Origin of the sequence: Rhizobium sp. Root1220 (assembly GCF_001426265.1) — a bacterium.
Lineage (GTDB): Bacteria > Pseudomonadota > Alphaproteobacteria > Rhizobiales > Rhizobiaceae > Rhizobium.
The window spans coordinates 22,055-42,899 of the sequence record NZ_LMDG01000009.1 but is presented as its reverse complement, the minus strand read 5'-3'; the positions used below and the strand labels follow the sequence as shown (position 1 = coordinate 42,899).

At 58.8% G+C, this 20,845-nt stretch carries 19 protein-coding genes and 1 tRNA gene; 9 read left to right on the top strand and 11 right to left on the bottom strand.

The genetic code is table 11. The features are described 5' to 3' along the window. The first annotated feature begins 46 nt into the window (after positions 1 to 46). A complete protein-coding gene (locus tag ASC90_RS08505; protein ID WP_056538247.1) occupies positions 47 to 709 on the top strand; it encodes an HAD family hydrolase in 663 nt (220 codons plus the stop codon). Between the two features lie 9 nt (positions 710 to 718). On the opposite strand, the gene ASC90_RS29280 is transcribed toward ASC90_RS08505, so the two are convergent. After that, positions 719 to 868: a hypothetical protein gene (locus ASC90_RS29280; RefSeq protein WP_200950866.1), complete on the bottom strand. Its 150-nt coding sequence runs from the start codon at positions 866 to 868 to the stop codon at positions 719 to 721. A 318-nt stretch (positions 869 to 1,186) separates the two neighbouring features. On the opposite strand from ASC90_RS29280, the gene ASC90_RS08495 reads away from it, so the two are divergent. Both ASC90_RS08495 and ASC90_RS08490 read left to right on the top strand, forming a co-directional pair. Next, a tRNA-Pro gene (locus tag ASC90_RS08495) sits at positions 1,187 to 1,263 on the top strand. Between the two features lie 189 nt (positions 1,264 to 1,452). Further along, a complete protein-coding gene (locus ASC90_RS08490; protein WP_056538383.1) occupies positions 1,453 to 1,800 on the top strand; it encodes a hypothetical protein in 348 nt (115 codons plus the stop codon). Between the two features lie 1,112 nt (positions 1,801 to 2,912). Here the strand turns inward: ASC90_RS08490 and lhgO are convergent. After that, positions 2,913 to 4,136 carry an L-2-hydroxyglutarate oxidase gene (gene lhgO / locus ASC90_RS08480; protein ID WP_056538239.1) on the bottom strand — a complete coding sequence of 408 codons (1,224 nt, stop codon included), beginning with the start codon at positions 4,134 to 4,136 and terminating at the stop codon, positions 2,913 to 2,915. 283 nt (positions 4,137 to 4,419) lie between these two features. On the opposite strand from lhgO, the gene ASC90_RS08475 reads away from it, so the two are divergent. Next, positions 4,420 to 4,635 (top strand): hypothetical protein, encoded by a 216-nt coding sequence (locus ASC90_RS08475; RefSeq protein WP_056538236.1) that lies wholly within the window; start codon positions 4,420 to 4,422, stop codon positions 4,633 to 4,635. 186 nt (positions 4,636 to 4,821) lie between these two features. Continuing rightward, positions 4,822 to 5,034: a hypothetical protein gene (locus ASC90_RS08470; protein WP_056538233.1), complete on the top strand. Its 213-nt coding sequence runs from the start codon at positions 4,822 to 4,824 to the stop codon at positions 5,032 to 5,034. Between the two features lie 3 nt (positions 5,035 to 5,037). On the opposite strand, the gene ASC90_RS29275 is transcribed toward ASC90_RS08470, so the two are convergent. The 6 genes from ASC90_RS29275 to ASC90_RS08445 form a co-directional block, all read right to left on the bottom strand. After that, positions 5,038 to 5,187 carry a hypothetical protein gene (locus tag ASC90_RS29275; protein ID WP_200950865.1) on the bottom strand — a complete coding sequence of 50 codons (150 nt, stop codon included), beginning with the start codon at positions 5,185 to 5,187 and terminating at the stop codon, positions 5,038 to 5,040. Between the two features lie 66 nt (positions 5,188 to 5,253). Beyond that, positions 5,254 to 5,547, bottom strand: coding sequence for a helix-turn-helix transcriptional regulator (locus ASC90_RS08465; protein ID WP_056538230.1), 294 nt, complete (start codon positions 5,545 to 5,547; stop codon positions 5,254 to 5,256). 48 nt (positions 5,548 to 5,595) lie between these two features. Continuing rightward, positions 5,596 to 6,828, bottom strand: a complete 1,233-nt coding sequence (locus ASC90_RS08460) for an O-antigen ligase family protein (RefSeq protein WP_056538227.1) — start codon at positions 6,826 to 6,828, stop codon at positions 5,596 to 5,598. After that, positions 6,825 to 8,384 (bottom strand): undecaprenyl-phosphate glucose phosphotransferase, encoded by a 1,560-nt coding sequence (locus ASC90_RS08455; protein WP_056538224.1) that lies wholly within the window; start codon positions 8,382 to 8,384, stop codon positions 6,825 to 6,827. The genes ASC90_RS08460 and ASC90_RS08455 overlap by 4 nt, the downstream gene beginning before the upstream one ends. A 56-nt stretch (positions 8,385 to 8,440) precedes the next feature. Next, positions 8,441 to 9,613, bottom strand: a complete 1,173-nt coding sequence (locus tag ASC90_RS08450; protein WP_056538222.1) for a glycosyltransferase — start codon at positions 9,611 to 9,613, stop codon at positions 8,441 to 8,443. 6 nt (positions 9,614 to 9,619) lie between these two features. Next, on the bottom strand, positions 9,620 to 10,195 hold the full coding sequence (locus ASC90_RS08445) for a polysaccharide biosynthesis/export family protein (RefSeq protein WP_056538219.1): 576 nt from the start codon (positions 10,193 to 10,195) through the stop codon (positions 9,620 to 9,622). 192 nt (positions 10,196 to 10,387) lie between these two features. Here ASC90_RS08445 and ASC90_RS08440 point away from each other — a divergent pair, with 192 nt between their 5' ends. Beyond that, entirely contained in the window at positions 10,388 to 12,517 is a 2,130-nt protein-coding gene (locus ASC90_RS08440; protein ID WP_056538216.1) for a Wzz/FepE/Etk N-terminal domain-containing protein, read from the top strand. Here the strand turns inward: ASC90_RS08440 and ASC90_RS08435 are convergent, their stop codons facing one another. Beyond that, complete coding sequence (locus ASC90_RS08435; protein WP_244480351.1) at positions 12,518 to 13,717, bottom strand: GNAT family N-acetyltransferase; 1,200 nt, start codon at positions 13,715 to 13,717, stop codon at positions 12,518 to 12,520. Positions 13,718 to 13,874: 157 nt separating this feature from the next. Next, the gene (locus ASC90_RS08430) at positions 13,875 to 14,084 is read right to left on the bottom strand and encodes a DUF2842 domain-containing protein (protein WP_056538211.1); all 210 of its coding nucleotides are present in this window, start codon (positions 14,082 to 14,084) and stop codon (positions 13,875 to 13,877) included. 114 nt (positions 14,085 to 14,198) lie between these two features. On the opposite strand from ASC90_RS08430, the gene ASC90_RS08425 reads away from it, so the two are divergent. Beyond that, positions 14,199 to 15,302 carry a COX15/CtaA family protein gene (locus ASC90_RS08425; protein WP_056538208.1) on the top strand — a complete coding sequence of 368 codons (1,104 nt, stop codon included), beginning with the start codon at positions 14,199 to 14,201 and terminating at the stop codon, positions 15,300 to 15,302. 116 nt (positions 15,303 to 15,418) lie between these two features. Then, complete coding sequence (locus tag ASC90_RS08420; protein WP_056538204.1) at positions 15,419 to 15,979, top strand: dihydrofolate reductase family protein; 561 nt, start codon at positions 15,419 to 15,421, stop codon at positions 15,977 to 15,979. A gap of 85 nt (positions 15,980 to 16,064) precedes the next feature. Here ASC90_RS08420 and ASC90_RS08415 read toward each other — a convergent pair whose 3' ends face one another. Continuing rightward, positions 16,065 to 18,923, bottom strand: a complete 2,859-nt coding sequence (locus ASC90_RS08415; RefSeq protein ID WP_056538200.1) for a ribonuclease E/G — start codon at positions 18,921 to 18,923, stop codon at positions 16,065 to 16,067. 658 nt (positions 18,924 to 19,581) lie between these two features. Between ASC90_RS08415 and ASC90_RS08410 the strand changes: the two genes are divergently transcribed. Further along, positions 19,582 to 20,826 carry an N-acetylmuramoyl-L-alanine amidase gene (locus ASC90_RS08410; protein ID WP_056538196.1) on the top strand — a complete coding sequence of 415 codons (1,245 nt, stop codon included), beginning with the start codon at positions 19,582 to 19,584 and terminating at the stop codon, positions 20,824 to 20,826. Positions 20,827 to 20,845: the final 19 nt, after the last annotated feature.

The following is a 20,845-nucleotide window of genomic DNA, read 5'->3' as shown; positions in this document are numbered from 1 at the left end:
GCCTTAGCCGTGCAGCGATCTAGATATCAAATCAAGGAAACTCCCGGTGACCGCGTCTCATTCAGTTCTTGGCAAATCCTATGATGCTTTTCTGTTCGACATGGATGGCACCTTGCTGAACTCGATCGCGGTGGTTGAACGTGTGTGGAGTGGCTGGGCGCTGCGGCACGGGCTCGAACCCGAGGTCTTTCTCAAGACGATCCACGGCATACGTGCCGTCGATGTGATCCGCCAGCTCGCGTTGCCCGGGGTCGACGCCGATCGCGAGGCAAAGCAACTTCTTGATGAGGAAATGGAAGACGTCGAAGGTGTCATTCCCATCCCCGGCGCAGTCGCCTTGCTGAACAGCCTGCCGCCTGAGAAATGGGCTATTGTGACGTCGGCACCGATTGTGCTCGCCCGACGGCGGATGGCGGCAGCGGGTATACCAATGCCAGCGGTTATCGTTAGTGGCGAGGAGGTCGCCGCTGGAAAACCGAGCCCGGAATGCTACCTCCTGGGCGCGAGCAGGCTCGGCGTCGACCCGTCCAAGTGCTTGGTCTTCGAAGATGCAGTAGCCGGAATCCTGGCAGGGGAGGCTGCCGGCGCGGATGTTGCCGTCATCACCGCTACCCACGCGACGCCCTTTGAGACGCCGCATTTCTCCATGCCGGATTATTCGAGCTGTCGCGTTTCAGCCATTGAAGGCCGTATAGCTTTGACCGCTTAGACGCAGCGATCAGTGTTTGCGCGGTGGGGCCTGCGTCTTCATGCGCTCGAAGGCAGCCAGCATCTTAGCCTTCACCGACCCAAGAGTACCGAGCTCATGCCCGCAGGTGAAGCAAGTCAGGATGTCTGTGTCCAACGGCTCAGGGCGTTCGAATTTCATTCTGGTATTCCTGCATTTGGGGCAGGGGATCTCGATCTGCATGCGTATTTTCCAAACTCTTCGGATTTTCAGCAGTCCTTAATCGGGCGGCAACAATTGAGCAAGTTCTTTCGAGTGGAAGCGCCCGCTGGATATTGCTTCACGGGTTTCCCGAGGCCGTAGTCAGTTGCTGTTTTTGTCTTCGCCGTCATATTTTTCACTTGCGCCAAAAATCTCAACAGACTAACAGGATCAAGCTGTTTCGGCAGGCGCAGGCAGTATCTCTGGTCCACCAAGTGGACTTGCGAGACTCTTGAACCGGTCGGGATTTTGCAGTGACGGAATGTAGCGCAGTCTGGTAGCGCACTTGACTGGGGGTCAAGGGGTCGTCGGTTCAAATCCGGCCATTCCGACCAATCTAAGCTGATATATAGCCAGTTCCCCGGAGCTGGCTATCTTTCTTTCAGCCGAATATTTTGCCAGATACTTTGGCACTCGTGCGTCTCAGATGTCGATCGACATCAACCAGTTGGAGACTGTGCAGTCCCCAATGTATCTGGAGAGCTATGCTCCTCCAGGGCTGGTGGCTAGAGGTGAATGACACAATGAGCTACGAATTCCATGTGGGCCAGAAGGTCGTCTGCATCGATGACAAATTCAAGAATGTCAGTATCGATCAGGGTATTCGAAAGGGCGAGATCTACACTCTGCGGTGGGTGGGCGAGTATACGCACTACATCGATGGCACGTTTTTCGGCGTGAAGCTTGAGGAGCTTCATCGCGGCAACGACGACGGGCCGGAAGGTTATGGCGCGGCGGACATGCCGTTTCGCGCCACACGGTTTCGACCGCTCGTGAAGGACCAGATCTCCTCATTGCGCAAGCTGCTCGCGCCAACACCTGAAACGCCGGTAGAACAGAAGGTGAAGATCAAAAAGAAGGAAGAGGTCTGATCAGGAACGTACGCTTTCCGAACGGTCACACGCTGCACGGTGATCCGGCCACAAACGCCGAAAGACGAGAATGATAAAGCGAGCCTTGTACATTTTGGTCGCCATTGCGGTCGTTGGCGCAGTGGCCGGTTTCCTGGTCAGCCTGATACGCGTATTGGGACTGTATTAGTCCTCTGACGCAGACAGCGCGCCTACTTTATCTCTTAGGTCTTCCCGCTAAAACCATCGTCCCGCCGTCGCGATCCGTCCGATAGTCGCCTCCGCACCGGAGCTACTTATAGCGGCTTCCCTGCAAGGTCCTTTGACAGTTCGTTTTCCAGATTTCGTCTGGTCGCGCCCAGGAGACCTTGGCGAGCCAGTTCCCGTAACAACGAGCAGAGGTCCTCCGGGCTTTCGCCAATTTCAACGACCTGTGCCGCGCTCCGGCCTGAAGTGAAGAATTCGCGCTCCCTTTCAGCTTCGGCTCTGATGCGCGAAACAATACACAGGTCGGAACCTTGAATAACCGCGTATCGCATGGATGCCTCCCAACTCCTACGATCAAGCTAGGTGAATGCACAACTCGGTAGAAAGTTCATATCCGTACTGATCAGTCAGACTGATAGATGCGGAATGGCATTTGTGGCGTCGATGGTTCGGCCAACACCCACCGGTGGCTTGCTCGCGGAAAACCGCCAAGGGGAGATGCACGGCGCGGATGGAGTTCTGCTCGTCAGTAACTGCAAGACCGACCGTCGCTGGGCCTGAATCCGTCGCTGCATGCTCGGTTCATGGAATCTCCCGGCACGTAGCCTGATGCCGATCCCATCGACATCGGGTAGTTTGCGCATGAGCTAGTGGCGACGCTGATAATCGTTATGGCCACTATGATTGTGAGAAATCGGTTCATTTGAATTTGTTCCTTGCTGATGCCCACCACTTCAACCACTTCAACGCCATGAACAAGCCATATGCAACTCAATGGCTCGACGTCCATCCCGCCACGAGGATCACCAGCGTGTTATAGCGCGGTTTTTTTCGGTCGGTCCCACTGTCCGTGGACAGAAACGACGTTGTTTGCGACCGAGTCAGGCCTGAAACGTTCTGCCCGCATCACGCGGCCTCTTGGCCATTTAGTGCTGGACCGCTTTGGATGTTTGCCAGCCGAACCGCGCGGCCGCGCGCGAGGCCAGATCCCTGGCAATCGGTATTGCCGATGTAGCAGCCGGCGACGGAGCGTTGCACACGTGGATCGTTCGGTTGGTCTCGCGTATGAGAAAATCATGGGCAAGCGTGCCGTCCGCCAGAACCGCCTGGGCCCGTATGCCGGCGCGATAAGGTTCGAGATCGCTCAGCCGGAGCTCGGGGCAGTACCGTTGGCATAGCGCCAGGTAGCCCCGCTTGTTCAGCGAATTCCACATTTCCGAAAGACCGGATCGGAGATTGGAACGAATGACGCGCCGGAATCCCTGGTAGCGAACCATCTCCGCGAGGTCCGTGACGCTGACGTCGAAGAAGCGGTACCCCTCTCTGGCGAAGGCAAGCACCGCATTTGGCCCTACCGTCACATAGCCGCCAATCATCTTCGTCAGATGAACACCGAGGAAGGGCAGTGCCGGATCCGGGATCGGGTAGATCAGGTGGTTCACGATATTGTTCTTGGCCGCAGCGAGACGATAGTACTCGCCCCGGAATGGCACGATCTGGAAATCAAGGTTCAGACCGCAGAGCTTGGCGAGACGATCTGCCATGATGCCTGCGCAGGCGATCACGTTCTTCGCCCTGACGACGGCATCGCCAACGCCGATGACCACGCCGGCCGGCTCCTCCCGGATTGTCTCGACCGCCGCCCCGGTGCGAACTTCGACGCCCCGATCGGCCAGGAGGGTCGCCATCGTTCGCGCGATCAAGCCATAGTCGACGATACCAGTGGTTGGCACGAACAAGGCACCAACGCCGCGAATGTGCGGTTCCCGCCGGCTTAGCTCCACCGCGTCTAGCTGCTCGACCGGGAGCCCGTTCTGTTTGCAACGTTCGTGCAAGGCGGCCATCCGCGGGAGCTCGACGGTATTGGTGGCCACAAGCATCTTTCCGCATTGCTCGAATGGCAAGCCGTGCTCCCTGCAGAAGCTGATGGTCGCCTCGACGCCATCCCGGCAGAAGCGGGCCTTGAGGCTTCCTGGCTGATAGTAGACCCCGGCGTGAATGACGCCACTGTTTCGGCCCGTCTGATGCAAGGCGACTTGCGGCTCCTTCTCCACGACGACGATGGAGAGACCGGGGTAGCGACCGGAGATTTCAAGAGCGGCGGAAAGACCGACAATGCCGCCACCGATTATTGCAAGGTCATGAGGCATGCACGCTTTCCCGGGGTTTGTGAATGGTCGCTCTACTTCGGCTAAGGTATTGGGAGTTGCTTCAGAAATTCAAGGGCCGTTTCCAGGTGGGATCACTAGCTTCATTTAGTGGAAGCCAATGTGCGCACGTTTTCTGGTAGTGACTGAAACAGTGTTTGCTTAAAATGCTTTTGAATATCGTAACGCGCGAGAAATATTGTCGCTCGTATCGAACCGCAACCTCTCGAATATTTCATTTAACTGAGATAATGTAGCGTGGGTTGATATATTGGCGTGTGACACAATGTTGAACCGCGAAACGGGCGAGACGTGCCGGGAAACGCTTTCGGAAGGCTTTAAAGCTTTGTCCGACCGGGCTGTCTTGTCCGGATGGCCCGAGCATGAAGTCGCGCTAGTGCTGGCGGAATTGGCAGAGGCCTATATCGTGAAAGTGAGCGCGAGCGTCATCATCGACGGTTCCCACCATTCGCAATCGACATTTGATCGGCTGAAGAACTGAGCGTTCCTTCGCTGCGCGATGACTATCGACGTCACCGTAAACGCCGATCACTTAAATGTTTCACAGCAAAATGTGCTGTTGATAATTGGGCATGCCACGCGCATAATTGCTGCATTCTCGGCTATGAATGGGCGGCCGATGATGTGGCAGCTTGTGTAGGTAGCCCTCGACGGGACGTGCGTCGTGATGCTCAAATCCCCAATTCTTCCGCGCGACTTGCCACTTTTCTCGGACGACCTCGATCTCTTGTGCGAGGTGCTTGACGATGTCTGCAAGATCAGGGACCTGCCGCGAAACACGCCGGAAGCGCAGCAGATAGGAGCCCTTATCATCCAGCTATACCGCCAGGGTGTTAAGGACCGAGCGAAACTTGCCAGCTTGGCTAAGGCCTATCTCTAGGCTTCAATTCTCCTGAATGGAAATGCCGTCTTTGCCGATGCTCATCTCGACGCCGTCCGGCTTGCTTTCCTGGTGGAAAACGTAAGCGCCGAGCCCGGCAGCAATGACGACGAGTACGCCTATGATGAAGTAGAGACCGTTATTGCGGCTCACAGAATTTCCCCCCAACGTTTTGATAACGTGCAGTAAAACGCGCGGGATTGATATTGGTTCCGACGGTCAGTCGTCGTTTGCTGCGTTGAGGTTCTCGGGGCGGATGCCTTCATCGGCCGCAGAGCGCGTCTTCAATCTCACGCCGGGGCCGCCTTCGTCCTGATTGCCGCTGGCAATGAAGATGATCCCCGCCTTTTCCAGAGCATCCTTGACCGCAAGCAGGGCGTGAGGTTCCCCATCCGCCTCGTTGTGCTCAAGGGTTTTGATTGTATCAGCCGGCAGCCCGGATGCCGCTGCCAGTTGCTCGATGCTCATGCCGGTCATGGCGCGCGCGCCGCGTAGTTGTGTTGCTGTGATCATGGGGGAAGTCTAGCGCGCGCACCGACGTACGCAAGGGGCAGGCCACGCTTAAGCGGGCCAATCGCGCAAATGCCGCTGCTCCAGTGCAGCGCAGCCCCAGACGACGCCGAAAAGCAGGTAGACATGCCTCCAGTGATCGATGTCGATAACATTTCCGATCGCAGCATGGCCGAGTATGCTGATCCAACCGATCATCATATAGGGCTGCCACGGTCGGTCTCTGAGCAGATATTTGAACCCAAGGCAAAAGGTCCAGCCAAGCAGGGCGACGTAGCTAACGAAGCCAAGCCAGCCATATGTCGTCAGCGACTTAAGCCAGATATTGTGCTCGTCTTCCGGAAACATGGTGCCGAAGACCAGTGGCCCGATTCCAAGCGGACGTTCCATCATCATTGCAAGGCCAATGCGGTGGCGGTCGAATCGTCCGAGGTGTTCACCGTCGTATTGCTGCACCAACTGGGCACGTGCCGAGAATAGTTCGTTCACCTTCGGGAACTGTAGCGCTGCGACCAGCGATACGACGAGCATCACGATCGCGGCCAGCGACAGGATTAGGATGCGAAGCCTGAATGCACCGCTGCGCTCCTTGAGCAGCATGATGAAGATGAGAAGAACGATGCCGAGAAAGAAAAGCCCCCAGGCAGCGCGGGAGAAGGACAGGAAGACGCCAAGGGCCAAGATCAACAAGGCGGCCGCCTTGATGGGTGTGGACCTTAGGTTCCCGGTGAGGATGCCGTGAACGAGATACAACGATGGCGGCACAAGGAACGGCCCGAAGACGTTGGGGTCCTGGAAAGCCCCCTTGGCACGATCGTAAAGGGTGAAGACTTCCGCACCGGGGAAGGCGTGGAAGTAACCCAGAATACCGAGCAGCGACGTTATGACTGCAGAGAACGCCCAGGCGTTGAAGATGAGAGGGAGGCGGCGGTGGCTATCTTCGATGATCGCAGCGTAGAAAATCGCGGTCAGGGCCAGAAAGGTCGAAACGGCAACATACATGGGACCGGTCGCAAGGTCCTTCATCTGCGTCAGCGAGAGCATGCCGCCGACGTTGAACGCCAGCAGCAGGGCGAGCAGCGGGGCTGTATACCGGGAGATACGGAGGCCCAGAATGAACCATATGCCAACGAGGGCAGCCATCCAGAGTTCGTACGGTGCGGGTTCATCGATGACGAAACCCGAGAGAAAGACGCCGAACGCGACCATCGCAGAGCCGATCAGGCGCAACGTTGCGCGTTGCGGCTGCGGGACGCGCGGAGATATCGCCTCGATCGCGCTCAATAGGCGTTTTCCGTGTTGAACAACCGGAACGGTGTCAGGAACAGGATCTTGAGATCGAACCAAAGCGACCAGTTCTCGATATAGTAGAGATCGTAGGCGGTGCGGAACTTGATCTTGTCGTCGTTGTCGACCTCGCCGCGCCAGCCGTTGATCTGTGCCCAGCCGGTCACGCCGGGTTTCACGCGATGCCGCGCAAAATAGCCCTCAACGACGTCGCCAAAAGGGCGGTCGCGCGCCTGGGCGAGAACAGCGTGCGGACGCGGCCCGACGAGTGAGAGGTCACCCTTCAGTACGTTGAACAATTGCGGCAGCTCATCAATCGATGACTTGCGGATGAAGCGCCCGACCAGAGTAACACGCGGGTCGCCCTTCGTGACGGCAGCCCGGCCTGTCGGGTCGCCCTTGTCGGCATACATCGAGCGAAACTTGAAGATATTGATGATCTCGTTGTTGAAGCCGTGACGCTTCTGCATGAAGAAGACCGGCCCTTTCGAGGTCGTCTTGATGGCGATTGCCGCCCCGAACATGATTGGCCAGAGAAGCGCCAGCGCGATCAGGGCGAAGAAGATGTCGAAGCACCGCTTGGCAACTGAATCCCAATCGCGGATTGGTTTGTTGAAGATGTCTAGCATTGGCACCGAGCCCACATGCGAATAGGCACGGGGGCGGAAACGCAGGCGGTTCGCGTGCGCTGCGAGGCGGATATCCACCGGCAGCACCCACAGCGTCTTCAACAGTTGCAAGATGCGGGCCTCCGCACTCAGCGGAAGGGCGATGATAAGCATATCGATCCGCGTCATGCGTACGAATTCGACGAGCTCCGCGACCGTCCCGAGCTTGGGATAGCCCGCCACCATGATCGGTGATCGTTTCTCGCCCCGGTCGTCAAAGATGCCGCACACACGGATGTCGTTGTCGACCTGCTGCTCAAGGACACGGATCAGGTCTCTGGCCGGCGCTCCGCCTCCGACAATGACGGCACGGCGCTCCATGATGCCATTGCGCGCCCAATTGCGAATGCCATAGGCAAGAAGGAATCGTGCACCGAGCAGGAAGAGGGCGCCAAGCACGAACCACGCAAGGTAAGATTGCTCCTCTCTCAGATCTACGTTGGTGAACACCGCGATGAAAGCGGAAGCGAGCAGGAAAACGAATGCCCAGCCAGCGAAGACGCGTGGCAGGAGGTGGACGCGGGAACGAAGAGCCGGAATGGAATACGTGTCGGCAATCTGCAGCGCACCGACGAGGGCCGCGGCAACGACAACGGCACTGACAGCGCGCGTCAGCAGGGTCTCCGCTCCTTCTGGTGGCCAGATGAGGAATGCGAGAAGGCCGATCGAAAACTGCGACAGGAACTCGAACAGCCGAAACTGGCCGACTATGATTGCAGGCGAACGCGTTCCGTCGCTGAATTGCTCCGCGATCTGTCGCGCGTAGGCGTTGATCGGTTCCGGCGATGCCTGCTCGCTGGGGTCGTCCTTGGGCCGATTGACGTCGGAAAGCTGCTTGCGCAGTGCTTCCAGATCGAACTGATCGTTGTTCTCTGCCTTGTTCATGAGGCTACCGCCGCTCGTTAAAGCAACGGCAATAGCAGAAAGCCCCTAAGAAACGTTTACGAGGCGACCGCAATAGCGGGCTGCTTGACTTCGCGTTCCAGCAGATCGTGGTACAGCCGCAGTACGTCGGTTGCCATGACGGAGGCCGAAAATATCGACTTGACCTGTTCGATCGGCGGCATGATCGCTTCGTGCCAGCCCGGTATCCGGATGGCATCCGCCATGACCCGTGCAAGATCATCGGCGTCTTCGGGCCGCGCAAGGGCAGGGCTATCCCGGCCCAGTGCTTCCGGTATGCCCCCGACACGCGTCGCGATGATTGTCTTCCCGGCGCCGAGACCCTCAAGCACGATATAGGGCATTGCCTCTGCGCGCGATGGCACGACAAGGTTCTGCGACATTGCAAAGGCCTGCTGGACACGCATTGCCGGCAGCATGCCGATGCGCTTGCCCAATCCGCGCTCGACCATCATGTCGCGGTATCTGTCGCGATCCGGCCCGTCCCCGATCATCAGGGCGGAGAGCGGCCGTCCGACAATCCGCTCAGCCTTTGCAAAGGCATCCACAAAGAGATCGGGACCCTTAAGGTCCCGCAACATACCGACATAGATATAGTGGACGGCATCCGATCGCGTCGGAATGAGCTCGAAGTCGCGGTCCGCGATGCCGTTGTAGATCAGCCGCGTCTCCGTTCGAGGCCGGCCGACCTTCTTGATGTAGGCATCACGCTCGTATTCACAGATGAAAACGAGTGCATCCGTGAAGTATTCCTGCAGGCGCTCCATGCGAAGCACGAATTGCCCTAGAAACGACCTGCGCGAGTAGTGCAGGCTTCCACCGTGTGCGGTATAGAGGCGGGCAACGCGATACCTGTTCACCCGCAGAGCTGAGCCGGCAAGCCGCGCGAGCACACCGCCTTTGGCGCCGTGTCCGTGCAGCACGTCCGGCCGCAAACTCTTAATGTTCTTGTATGTCTCCCAGATGACGCCGATGTCTGAGAGGCTGACCGAGCGGCGGATCGGAACCCGCGTCAGTCCCAGCGCCAGATGGGGCCGGATCTCATCGAACAGTCTGTCCTCAAGCTTGCCGCCAGTCGAGCTATCGCAGAGAATGCCGACCTCGTGTCCCGCCTTGCTATGCTCCAGCACCAGATCACGGACGTGACGGAAAATCCCGCCGACGGGCGATCTGAAGCAATGGATGATGCGAAGCGGACGTTGGTTGGCCATCTGCGATCAGAACAGCCGTTCGCGGACGTAGATCGTATCGCCGGCAACGATCGCCGAGGAGATGTTGACGCGTCCTGTCATCACCTGCCCGTTGATTTTTCGTGTTACATCGACAGCGCTCTGATTGGCGCGCGAGGTGAAGCCGCCGGCCACAGCTACGGCATTCTGGACGGTCATTCCAGGCACATAGGCGTATTGGCCCGATTGCCCGACTTCGCCCATGATGAAGACGGAACGGTAACGGTCGACGTCGATTGTCACGTCCGGATCCCGCAGGTAACCCTGCTTGAGCTTCTGGGCGATCTGCCCGGACAGCTGCTGGAGAGTGCGACCCCGGGCCGGCACCTGGCCGACGAGAGGAAACGCGATATAACCGGCCTGGTCGATCGTGTAGGTGTTGGTCATGCTCGGCTGGTCGAACACGGTTATCCGCAGCCGGTCACCGCTGTCCAGTGCGTAAGGCTGGATCGTCGCCTCATTGAAAGCGCGTGGTGCGGGCTTGTAGCTATTGCAGCCGCTCACTGCCACTGTCATGGCGGCAAGGCTCAATGCCATCAATAATTTGGGCTGTACGAAAGGCATCCGTGCTTGCTCATGGGAAACGAATTCAATCTCAGTCGTTATCGATCCGTTAGGGTTAATAGCTGGTAAAAGCCTGCGATTTTTTTACCGGTGCTTTGCCTTGCTGCGCCGTCGTGCCCAAAGCCCGAACATTAACCGTTGGGTTACTATAGTCATTTACGATCGCCGCGAGTTTGTTCTCGGAGTTCAGGCATGTCCGGCGTAACGCGTAATCAGGATGTCGATATTGACCTTGGGCAGCTGGTTCGCGCTGTCTGGGCGCGCCGGCTGAAGGTAGCGGCGATCACGCTGCTCGGGGCGGGCGTTGCCTTCGCGGGCGCCGCGATGATCTCGCCGAAATACCGGAGCGAGACACGCATCCTCATTGAGCCGCGTGCCGCCGCCTTCTCCAACGCACAGACGAATGATGCCAGCGCTAGCCCGTTACTCGATGAACTCAACATCGCAAGCCAGGTCCAACTGTTGCAATCGGCCGACCTGATAAAGCAGGTCATCAACAGCCAGAAGCTTTTTGAGCTGCCTGAATTCGACGCGGCCGCGAATGGTTCGGCCCTCACGGATATTCTCGTCGCGCTCCATCTCAAGAAGAACCCTTTCGAAAATCCGCCCGAGGAGCGGGTCATCGATGCATTCACCGAGCGGCTGCAGGTCTATCAGGTGCCGGGATCGCGCGTGATCGGCATCACCTTCACGTCGAAGGATCCGAAACTGGCTGCGACGATCCCGAATGCAATGGCCGCCGTTTATCTTGCCGCGCAAAGCGGCGCGAAGCTCGACTCCAATTCGGAGGCCACTCGCTGGCTGGAGCCCGAGATCGAGGGTCTTCGCCAGAAGGTGAATGAAGCCGAGCAGAAGGTTGCCGAGTATCGCGCCGAGCACGGCCTGCTGCCGACGACCGGTGGCACCAACTTTCCGACACAGCAGCTGAACGACATTTCCGCCGAACTGACCCGCGTTCGCGGTGATCGGGCGAATGCCGAGGCAAGGGCGCAGTCTGTGCGCAACGCTTTGTCCTCCGGCGAGCCGTCCGATACGCTTCAGGACATTATGAACTCGCAGTCGATGCAACGCCTGAAGGGGACGGAGTCGGCACTGCAGTCGCAGATCTCTGACCTGCAGACCTCATTGCTGAACAACCATCCACGGCTCAAGGGCCTCCGTGCCCAGTTGGCTGACATCAAGGCCCAGACCCGCCAGGAGACGCAGAAGATTCTGGCAAGCATCGAGAGCGAGGCGAAGGTTGCCAGCCTTCGGCAGAAGGAACTCGAGCAGCAGCTGGACAAGCTGAAGGCGAACAGTGCACGGGCGGGCGAGGACGAGGTCGGCCTCAACGCCCTTGGTCGCGAAGCCAACGCCCAGCGCCAGCTTCTCGAGACATACCTGTCGCGGTACCGCGAGGCTGCATCGCGCGCCGACAAGAACTCGAGCCCTGCAGATGCCCGTATCGTCTCCAAGGCGATCCAGCAGGTCGATCCATATTTCCCGAAGGTGGTTCCGATCGTGATCGTGGCTGCTCTCGCAACGTTTATCATGACGTCGATTGCGATCATGCTGGCCGAACTGTTCAGCGGCCGCGCTCTGCGTCCTGTCGTTATCCCCCAGGTTGTGTCGCGTACAGAGGAGGACGACAGTCCGGGCACCGATGCGCTTCCCGCCATGCAAAGCATGCTGGCGACGCCCGCCGAAGCGGAGGATATCGAAGATGAGGAGGTGGACGCCCCAGCGGCCAACGAGTTTTCGATCGCGTCTGTTGCGGACTACCTTCGCGGTAGCCGCGCGCCGCTTGCCATTGCCATCTCGCCGACCGGCGATGACGGTTCAGCAGCGACGGTAGGGCTTGTCCGCCACCTGGCGAAAGAGGGCTCAAGGGTGATTCTGGTCGATATGACCGGTTCGGGTCATCCTAGCGAACTCATGGCGGGCGATCAGAGCGTACTTGGCATAACGGATTTGCTCTGCGGTCGCGCTGCCTTCGGAGATACTATCCACGGCGATTGCCGCTCAGACGCGCATTTCATCCCTCAGGGCGCGAGCGATGTGCGCCGGGCAATGCGTGGCGCCGATCGGCTTTCGCTGCTACTCGATGCGCTGGTGTCCGCCTATGATCTGGTGATCGTCGAATGTGGGGTTGCTGACGTAGCGGGCGTCTCCCGCCTGACGGGAAGCAAGGATATCGAAATCATTCTCTCCATGCCCGAGATTGCCGAGCAAGAGTTCGTCTCGGCAATGACCGACTTTGAAGCGGCGGGCTATGAGCGCGTCATCCTGATGTCGGGCAGCCAAGAGCCGGTCGAACGTGGGCTTTCGCGTCATGCCGCTTGATCAGACGCCAATCATCCTGCGCGTGCGCTGCGCAATCCTGTAGAGCCGAGGATGTGATTTTACGAAGGCCTTGCCGCGTGTGATCGCGCGGTGCGCCAGACCGGCAACGCTACCGCGCGCCGTAAGGGACAGGACGACGTCGTAGTGCGCTGTTTCGACAGGCGCCCACGAGCGCTTGTATCCCTGATCGCCAAGGCCGAAATCGAACATGCTGACGCCTTTGTTGTGTTGACCTTCGATCATTTGCCAGAACAGGAATTCGCCGGGGCTCGCATCCGCACCGACGCTCTCGTCAATCGAGCTGAACTGGCAGATGACGTGATCGCCTTTCCGTGAAATGCCGGAAAGTGCCGCAATGTATCCATCGCGTTGACCCTTGAGGCGAATCGCGTGCATCTCGAGGCCCAGGATTTGCCGGTCCGCGTCGCGGATGTCGATCGCCCCATGCAGGAACTGCTTCGTTTCGGGGCGGGCAAATACGTCCGGCAAGCCAAGTGTCTCGAAGCGTTCGCTTTTCTGTTTGAAAAAGAGATCAAGGAGCCGATGCTGCTCGTTGGTGGTGCCGCCGGCGACATACTCGAAACCGCCAAGGGCCTCCAGACGTTTGGATTGAACGCGAAACTTCTTGCGTCTATTTTTTGCATTCAATTGCCTGAGCGTAGTGTCGAAGCTGTCGAGAAGAGGAAGCCGGTATGCATGGTTCTGGTTCTGGACCATGGGCAGGAGAGCAAGCGGATTCTGGCGCCCGCGCCATTCCAGAGGAATATTCTGGAGCAGCAGTAAGTCGGCCAGACCGGCCAGTGCTTGCCGCAGCAGGTCGGCGAAGCGATGTGCATCGAGATCGCCAGTTCCTTCCAGGAAACGGTTCGAAAACAGGCCGGTATTGATATTGCTGTGGTCGGCGCCGATGAACGTGGCAACTCGCGCGCCGTGCGACCTCGTGATCTCGAGCGGCAGGATGAAGGCGGTCTCGTGGGCCAGCTTGCCCCAAAGGATTGCCAGCGGGTTTTGATAGGCTCGTACCCAGGCCAGGCACCAGTCATAGCCCTGGTGCAACGAGTTCAGATCGTCGCACTCAAGTTCACGCCAGGCTTGCTCCAGTGTCGGCATCGCATCGATGACGACGACGTCGAGATTGGCGTTGGTAAATCGTGCGTCCAGCGACTCAACGCGAGAAATGCCCCCTTCGGTCTCCGGCACGTCCGGTCTATCCGGAACGGGAACACTCCGTGTCAACACGACATCTCTCCAGTCTACTTGGTGAGCGGAGAGGATAGGGGGCAGAAGCGTTCATTTCGTTTATGAACTGCGCGCAGTCCGGCTTTCCCTGTATCAGGGTTAGTTCGCCGTTAACGCTTCATCGTTGCTTGGGTCCAGCCATCCACTTGATGATGACCATGGCAGGGAGCACCCAGAGCAAGCCGGTCAGGGAAAAGTAGAGCAGGTGGCCCCACCAGGGCGCGTTGCCGAGTGTTGCGACGGCAATTGTGTTCGCCAGTACCGCGTAGGCGAGCACGAGAACGACGATGACGATCGTGCCGATGAATTTACGAAGGCGGACTGGCATCTAAAACTTTCCACTCTTGGGTTCGGAACGACCGCGACGGCATGCCGCAAAGGTTCGGGGCTTGTTTTGCATGAGCCGCTAAGGCAAATCAACTGCCCGACACAAGGAGCAGGCATGGCTATCGCGAACCCACCGACGGAACAGGAAATTTTGCGTCAGGTGCACAAGCAGGACAGCGATCGTCGCGCCGTCCGTATTTGGCTTGGATTCGTGCTGCTGGCGCTGTTCTGTCTTGTGATCGTCGGCGGCGCCACACGGCTAACGAACTCGGGTCTGTCAATCACGGAGTGGAAGCCGATCCATGGCGTGATTCCTCCTTTGAGTGCCGCGGAGTGGGAGGAGGAGTTCAAGCTCTACCAACGCATCCCCGAGTATCATCAACTCAACAGCGACATGACCGTCGATGAGTTCAAGAGCATCTTCTGGTGGGAATGGGCGCATCGCCTGATCGCCCGTGGCATTGGCGTGATCTTTGCTTTGCCGCTCATCTATTTCTGGGCGACCGGAAAGGTCGAGCGGCGTCTGCGCTGGCCGCTCGTTGGCATTCTCGCATTGGGCGGACTGCAAGGTGGGATCGGCTGGTGGATGGTGTCATCCGGCCTGTCCGTGCGGACGGATGTCAGCCAATATCGGCTCGCCACGCACCTTGTCATGGCCTGTCTGATCTTCGTCTCCTGTATGTGGATCGCGCGCGGGCTCTCTCCCCACTCGGACGATGCTGCCCCGACGAGGCGTTCCCACGTATGGGCGGCAGCAATTGCCATTTTCGCGCTATTCCAGATATATCTTGGTGCACTGGTTGCCGGACTGGACGCCGGATTCACCTACAACACCTGGCCCTTGATGGATGGCGCCGTCATTCCCTCGGACCTTTTGATTCAACAGCCGGGCTGGATCAACTTCTTCGAGAATCCGAAGACCGTGCAGTTCGTTCATCGCCTTGGCGCCTATGCTCTATTTTCGCTGGTGTTGATCAATATGATCATCACGCTTTGGGCGACGCCTTCGACTACGCACGCGCGGCGCGCCGTCGTGCTGTTCGTGCTGGTGACGATCCAGGCAGCAATCGGAATCATGACGCTTCTGTTGGCGGTCCCTCTTCATTGGGGACTGCTGCATCAGGCGGGTGCGCTCGTAGTCCTTGGGTTTGCCGTCGCAAACTGGCGCGGCTTCTATGGCGAGTATCCGCACGCGACCGCCATCGCCGAGCGGGATTAAACAAGCGGCGTCGGGGACGGGGTTCGTCGTTGTCACGAGATAATAGGCGGCTTGTTGTCGGAACCAGTCAGGTGCCGGCGTCCTTTGTAGGACGCTAGCGGACCGGGAGCCTTTCCATGCGCAAACTCCGAATATTCCTCAGCATTTCACTCGACGGCTACTTTGCGGATGAAAATGGTGACCTGAACTGGGCTCACAGCGACGACACGGAATTCAACGCGTTTGTCGCCGGCAACGCCAGCGCCGGCGGCGAACTGGTGATGGGACGGGTGACCTACGACCTCATGGCGGCCTATTGGCCAACCGCCGTCGCCAAGCAAAACGATCCGGTTGTGGCGGAAGGGATGAACAGCCTTCCCAAGCTCGTCTTCTCTAGAAAGACGCGCGAGGCGACCTGGGCGAACACGAGGCTGACTAACGACGATCCTGTCGACACGATCCGCGTCCTCAAGCGAGAGCAGGGAAGGGATCTCGTCGTGCTTGGCAGCGGTAGCATCGTCCGCCAACTGGCGACCGCGGGGCTGGTCGACGGCTTTCAATTCGTTGTCGTGCCGATTGTGCTCGGGCGCGGGCAGTCCGTGTTCGCCGATATTGGCGAGACGATACGGCTGCAACTGACCGGCAATCGCGCATTTGGTAACGGCAACTTGGTTCTGACCTACATTCCGGCCAGCTAGCCAACTTAAACGGGTCTGGGCGCCGACAAAAAATCCGGCTGCGTCGCCACAGCCGGATTCCGTCATTTACGTCCGAAGATCAATCTCAGAAAAAACCGCGGCGTTGCCACCACCCGGCCTTTTTCGGCTTTCCATCACCTTCGGCCTCGACCGCTTCGCCGCGCGTCGACTTAACCGTCGGTTCCGACGAGGAGATGTTTGATCCTCTGTTGGCACGGACAGGCTTTGCCTCTTCCTCGGTCGGTGCATCAAGGTCCGCAGCGGCGGCGACCGATTCGGTCTCGGCCTGGGGAGCTGTCTCAGCGATGGCATCTTCCACGACAGGCTCTTCGATTGGCGAGGCCTTGCGGCTACGGCGCGCACGCTTCGGCTTTACATCCTCGGTGACAGATGCTCCCGTCTCAACGGCTGCCATGGCTGACAGGCTTTCGACCGCCTCCTCGGCTACGGTCTCGATCACTTCGACTGCAGCCGTTGCCGGATTGACAGCTTCGGTCGCCCCCGCGTTGGCAGCCACTGGGCTCTCGTCGTCTTCAGATCCTGCGGACGATGTTTCCAGATCGCCGTCCTCGCGGTTGCGGCGTCCGCCCCGCTTGCCGCGCCGGCGGCGCTTGCGGCGTTGTGATTCGTCGCTCTCGTCGCGAGCCTCGGATGCGGAAACGTCCTCCTCGCCATCGCTGGTCTCGTCGTCGCCATCATCGTCTTCGCCTTCCAGAGCTTCCCCGGAAACGGCGTCAACAGACGACTGCTGCTCGGCATTGCCAGTGCGGCCGCGACGGCGGCGGCGGCGTTTGCGCTTGCGGCCATCGCCTTCGCTCTCGGCACGAGCAGCCACAGGACGCTCGGCAGCAACCGGCTTTTCTTCCAGTTCTTCATCCTCGTCTTCGTCCGCCTCGATCACGACATCGTCGTCGTCGTCTTCAGGAATGGCCGCGAAATTGAAGAGGGTTTCTATCTTCACCGGATTTTCGACGGGCTCACCGCGGTCGATTGCGAAATGCTGCGCTCCAACAGAGCCGTCGGCATCGATGATAATGGCAACACCGAAGCGTGCCTCATAGTCGATGATCGTCTGGCGCTTGTGGTTGAGAAGGTAGAGTGCAATCTCAGGCGTGGTGCGGACCGTTATGTCGTGCGTCGTGTTCTTGAGCAGGTACTCCTCGATGCCGCGAAGCACATGCAGCGCGACGGAGGACTGCGATCGGACGTGACCCGTGCCGCCGCAATGCGAGCAGACCTGGGTTGTCGATTCGAGAACGGATGCGCGGATGCGCTGGCGCGACATCTCGAGCAGGCCGAAGTGCGAGATCCGGCCGACCTGGATGCGGGCGCGGTCGTTCTTCAGGCATTCCTTGAGCTTCTTCTCGACGGCGCGGTTGTTGCGCTTTTCTTCCATGTCGATGAAGTCGATGACGATCAGGCCGGCAAGGTCGCGCAGGCGCAACTGGCGCGCGACTTCTTCCGCAGCCTCGAGGTTCGTCTGCAGCGCGGTGTCTTCGATCGAATGCTCACGCGTTGAACGGCCCGAGTTGACGTCGATCGAGACCAGTGCTTCCGTCTGGGTCATGATCAGGTAGCCGCCGGACTTAAGCGTCACTTGCGGTTGAAGCATGCGATCGAGCTGCGCTTCGATGCCGGAGCGCGAGAAGATCGGGTGAATGTCTCGGTAGGGCTGAACCACCTTGGCGTGGCTCGGCATCAGCATCTTCATGAAGTCTTTCGCTTCACGATAGCCTTCCTCGCCGGAAACGATGACCTCGCTGATATCCTTGTTGTAGAGGTCCCGGATCGAGCGTTTGATCAGCGAGCCTTCTTCGTAGACGAGGCAGGGAGCCGTCGACGCCAGCGTCAGTGTGCGTACGTTTTCCCACAGACGCATCAGATATTCGAAATCGCGCTTGACCTCGACCTTGGTGCGATTGGCGCCTGCGGTGCGCAGGATGACGCCCATGCCCTGCGGCACTTCGAGCATCCGTGCGATTTCCTTGAGGCGCTTGCGGTCCTGAGGATTGGTGATCTTGCGGGAGATACCCCCGCCACGTGCCGTGTTCGGCATAAGAACCGAGTAGCGGCCAGCTAGCGAAAGATATGTGGTCAGGGCAGCGCCCTTGTTGCCACGTTCTTCCTTGGCGACCTGAACGAGCAGAATCTGGCGACGCTTGATGACTTCCTGGATGCGGTACTGCTTGCGCGGCTTGCGCTGCACGCGATCGGGAACTTCTTCCATCGCGTCTTCGGCGCCGACGTTCTCGATCACTTCTTCTTCGTGATCATGATCATCGTCATCGTCATCACCGCCACGGCGGCGGGCGTCAACGTCCTCGGAGATCGAGTCCGTCTCGACCATCGCTGCCATTTCGCCGCCGGAAGAACCGTCGTCCTCACTGCCGGTCGCAGCGGTGACCTCGCTATCGGTGCTCGCTGCCGCCGTTTCGGTATCGGCAACCGGTACAACCTTCTTGCGACTACGGCGCGGCTTGGCTTTCTTGACGGGGCCCTCTTCGGCTACGCTTTCTGCTGTTTCGACAGCCGGCATGGCCCCTTCGGCCATGGTGGCCGGGTCGCCCTCGGCCACGATTCCGACATCAGGCTGCGCTTGGGTTGCAGGATCCATCGTCGCGGTTTCGACCTGCTCGACATCGTCGTCGCGACGATGCTCTTCGGCTTCCGCACGCAACAGGGCCTGACGGTCGGCCAGCGGGATCTGGTAGTAGTCGGGATGGATTTCGGCAAAGGCCAGGAAGCCATGCCGGTTGCCGCCGTAATCGACGAATGCGGCTTGCAGCGAGGGCTCTACCCTCGTTACCTTTGCGAGATAGATGTTGCCGCGAATTTGCTTCTTGTGCTGTGACTCGAAGTCAAATTCTTCTATGCGGTTTCCGCGAACGACAACGACGCGCGTCTCTTCCTCGTGAGACGCGTCGATAAGCATTTTGTCTGCCATGTAAGCTGAGCTCCTCGGCACAGTCGAACGGTGGCATTCCTCACTGTCGATAAAACAGAATGGGGGCGGCCCGTCATTGCTGCGCCGGATATTGAAAGTCGCGATTGGTGCGGTGTGGAAAGCAGCAGCCAGACAACAGCGGGGAAACTTTTCTCCCGGGGCCTGTAGACTTCAGATAAAACCTGCTGCGACACCATCAAAGACCAAGCGAGATCGACAAAACAAAGACCGTGTTAAGGTCCGATGAGTTTGCTCTCTTGTTAAAGAGCATTTGGTGGATATCCACCGATGAAGCTTCCGCATACGCCGGAAAATTCAGGATCCATTTTCGAGTTGAAACACATACGACGGCGGACGATTGCCGGTTGTGGCGCCAGGTCCTTCTCGGTTTGGCTGCCGTGTCGGCGACTCTATCCCGTCAGTACTTCTACCCTGAAAATCCTTGTATGTTTTCTCTGTCACAATAGCAAGGGAAAAGCCAAATGTGCCATAATATTGATGGATTTTGAAACGCATAGAAAATCGGGGCTGAGATATGCCGATTCGGCTGGCGGTGGACGCCCGGCCTATCCGCAGGTGTACGCGTTAGCCGCGAGGGAGCAGTCAGGGGCAATGTATAGGATGTGGCGGGCGATTGTCTGAGAGTGGACTGCCTATCATGGTGACATCCGCGTGGAGAAGGAAGAGGTTTGCGACCGCTTTCCTTGCCGCGGCGATGGTAATCGCCTTCGTTGTTCCCGAGGCATCGCGTGCGGTCGCTGCGGCGAAACGAGACACTCTATTGGCCTATGGTGCCCGGATCGTCGGCGACGATGCACGTACGCGGATTGTTATCGACTTCGATCGCGCCCCGACCTTTTCCATTCACTACATCGCCAATCCGGAGCGCATCGTCATCGATCTTCCCGCGACGGCGTTCGGCTTTCCGGCCAAGGATCTCGAGGCGAGGGGGCTTTTCAAGGACATTCGCTACGGCACGATGGACGAGGACAGTGCCCGTATTGTTTTGACGACGACGAAGCCGGTGAAGATGCAACTTGCCAAGGTGCAGGCTGACGAGGGCGGCAAGGGGCATCGTCTCGTTCTCGATGCGGAGATGACCGACACGGATCAGTTTGCGGAACTGGTCAAGGCGCAGACCTGGAACGATGCGGCAAGGGCGCAGCAGGCGACCAACGCCATTCCTTCCCCGGAGAAGCTGTCTGATCGAGACTTCATCATTGCCGTCGACGCCGGTCACGGCGGGATCGACACAGGCGCGATCGGCATCGACACGAAGACCCAGGAAAAGGACGTAACGCTGGCTTTCGCCAATGCGCTTGTCGATCGCCTGAACCGCGAGGCCGGTATCAAGGCCTTTCTGACGCGCAAGGACGATTCGTTCCTGTCCCTTTCCGAAAGAGTGGAGATCGCCCGGCAAAACCGCGCAGGTCTCTTCATCTCGATGCATGCCGACACGCTGAGGCAGAAGGATATCCGCGGGGCGACCGTCTACACGATTTCCGACAGGGCATCGGACAAGCTCGCTGCCGATCTTGCTGACCGCGAGAATCTTTCCGACCAGATCGCTGGCAAGGAGGCCGCGACCGAGCCACCGGAAGTCGCTGATATCCTGCTCGATTTGACACGGCGGGAGACGCAGGCATTTTCCATATCCCTCGCCGAAAGCGTACTGGGCTCGTTCAAGGACCAGGTGGGGACCATCAACAATCCACACCGCCACGCAGGCTTTCGCGTTCTTCAGGCTCCGGACGTGCCGTCGATCCTGCTGGAACTGGGCTTTCTCTCCAACAGGGAGGACGAGAAGTTGCTGCTCGACAACCAATGGCGCGGCAGGATGGCGGACCTTCTGACCGAGGCGGTAAAGCGCTACCGCACGGCAATGTTGGCGAATGGGGGCTGACCGACGGCGTGGCGCAGAT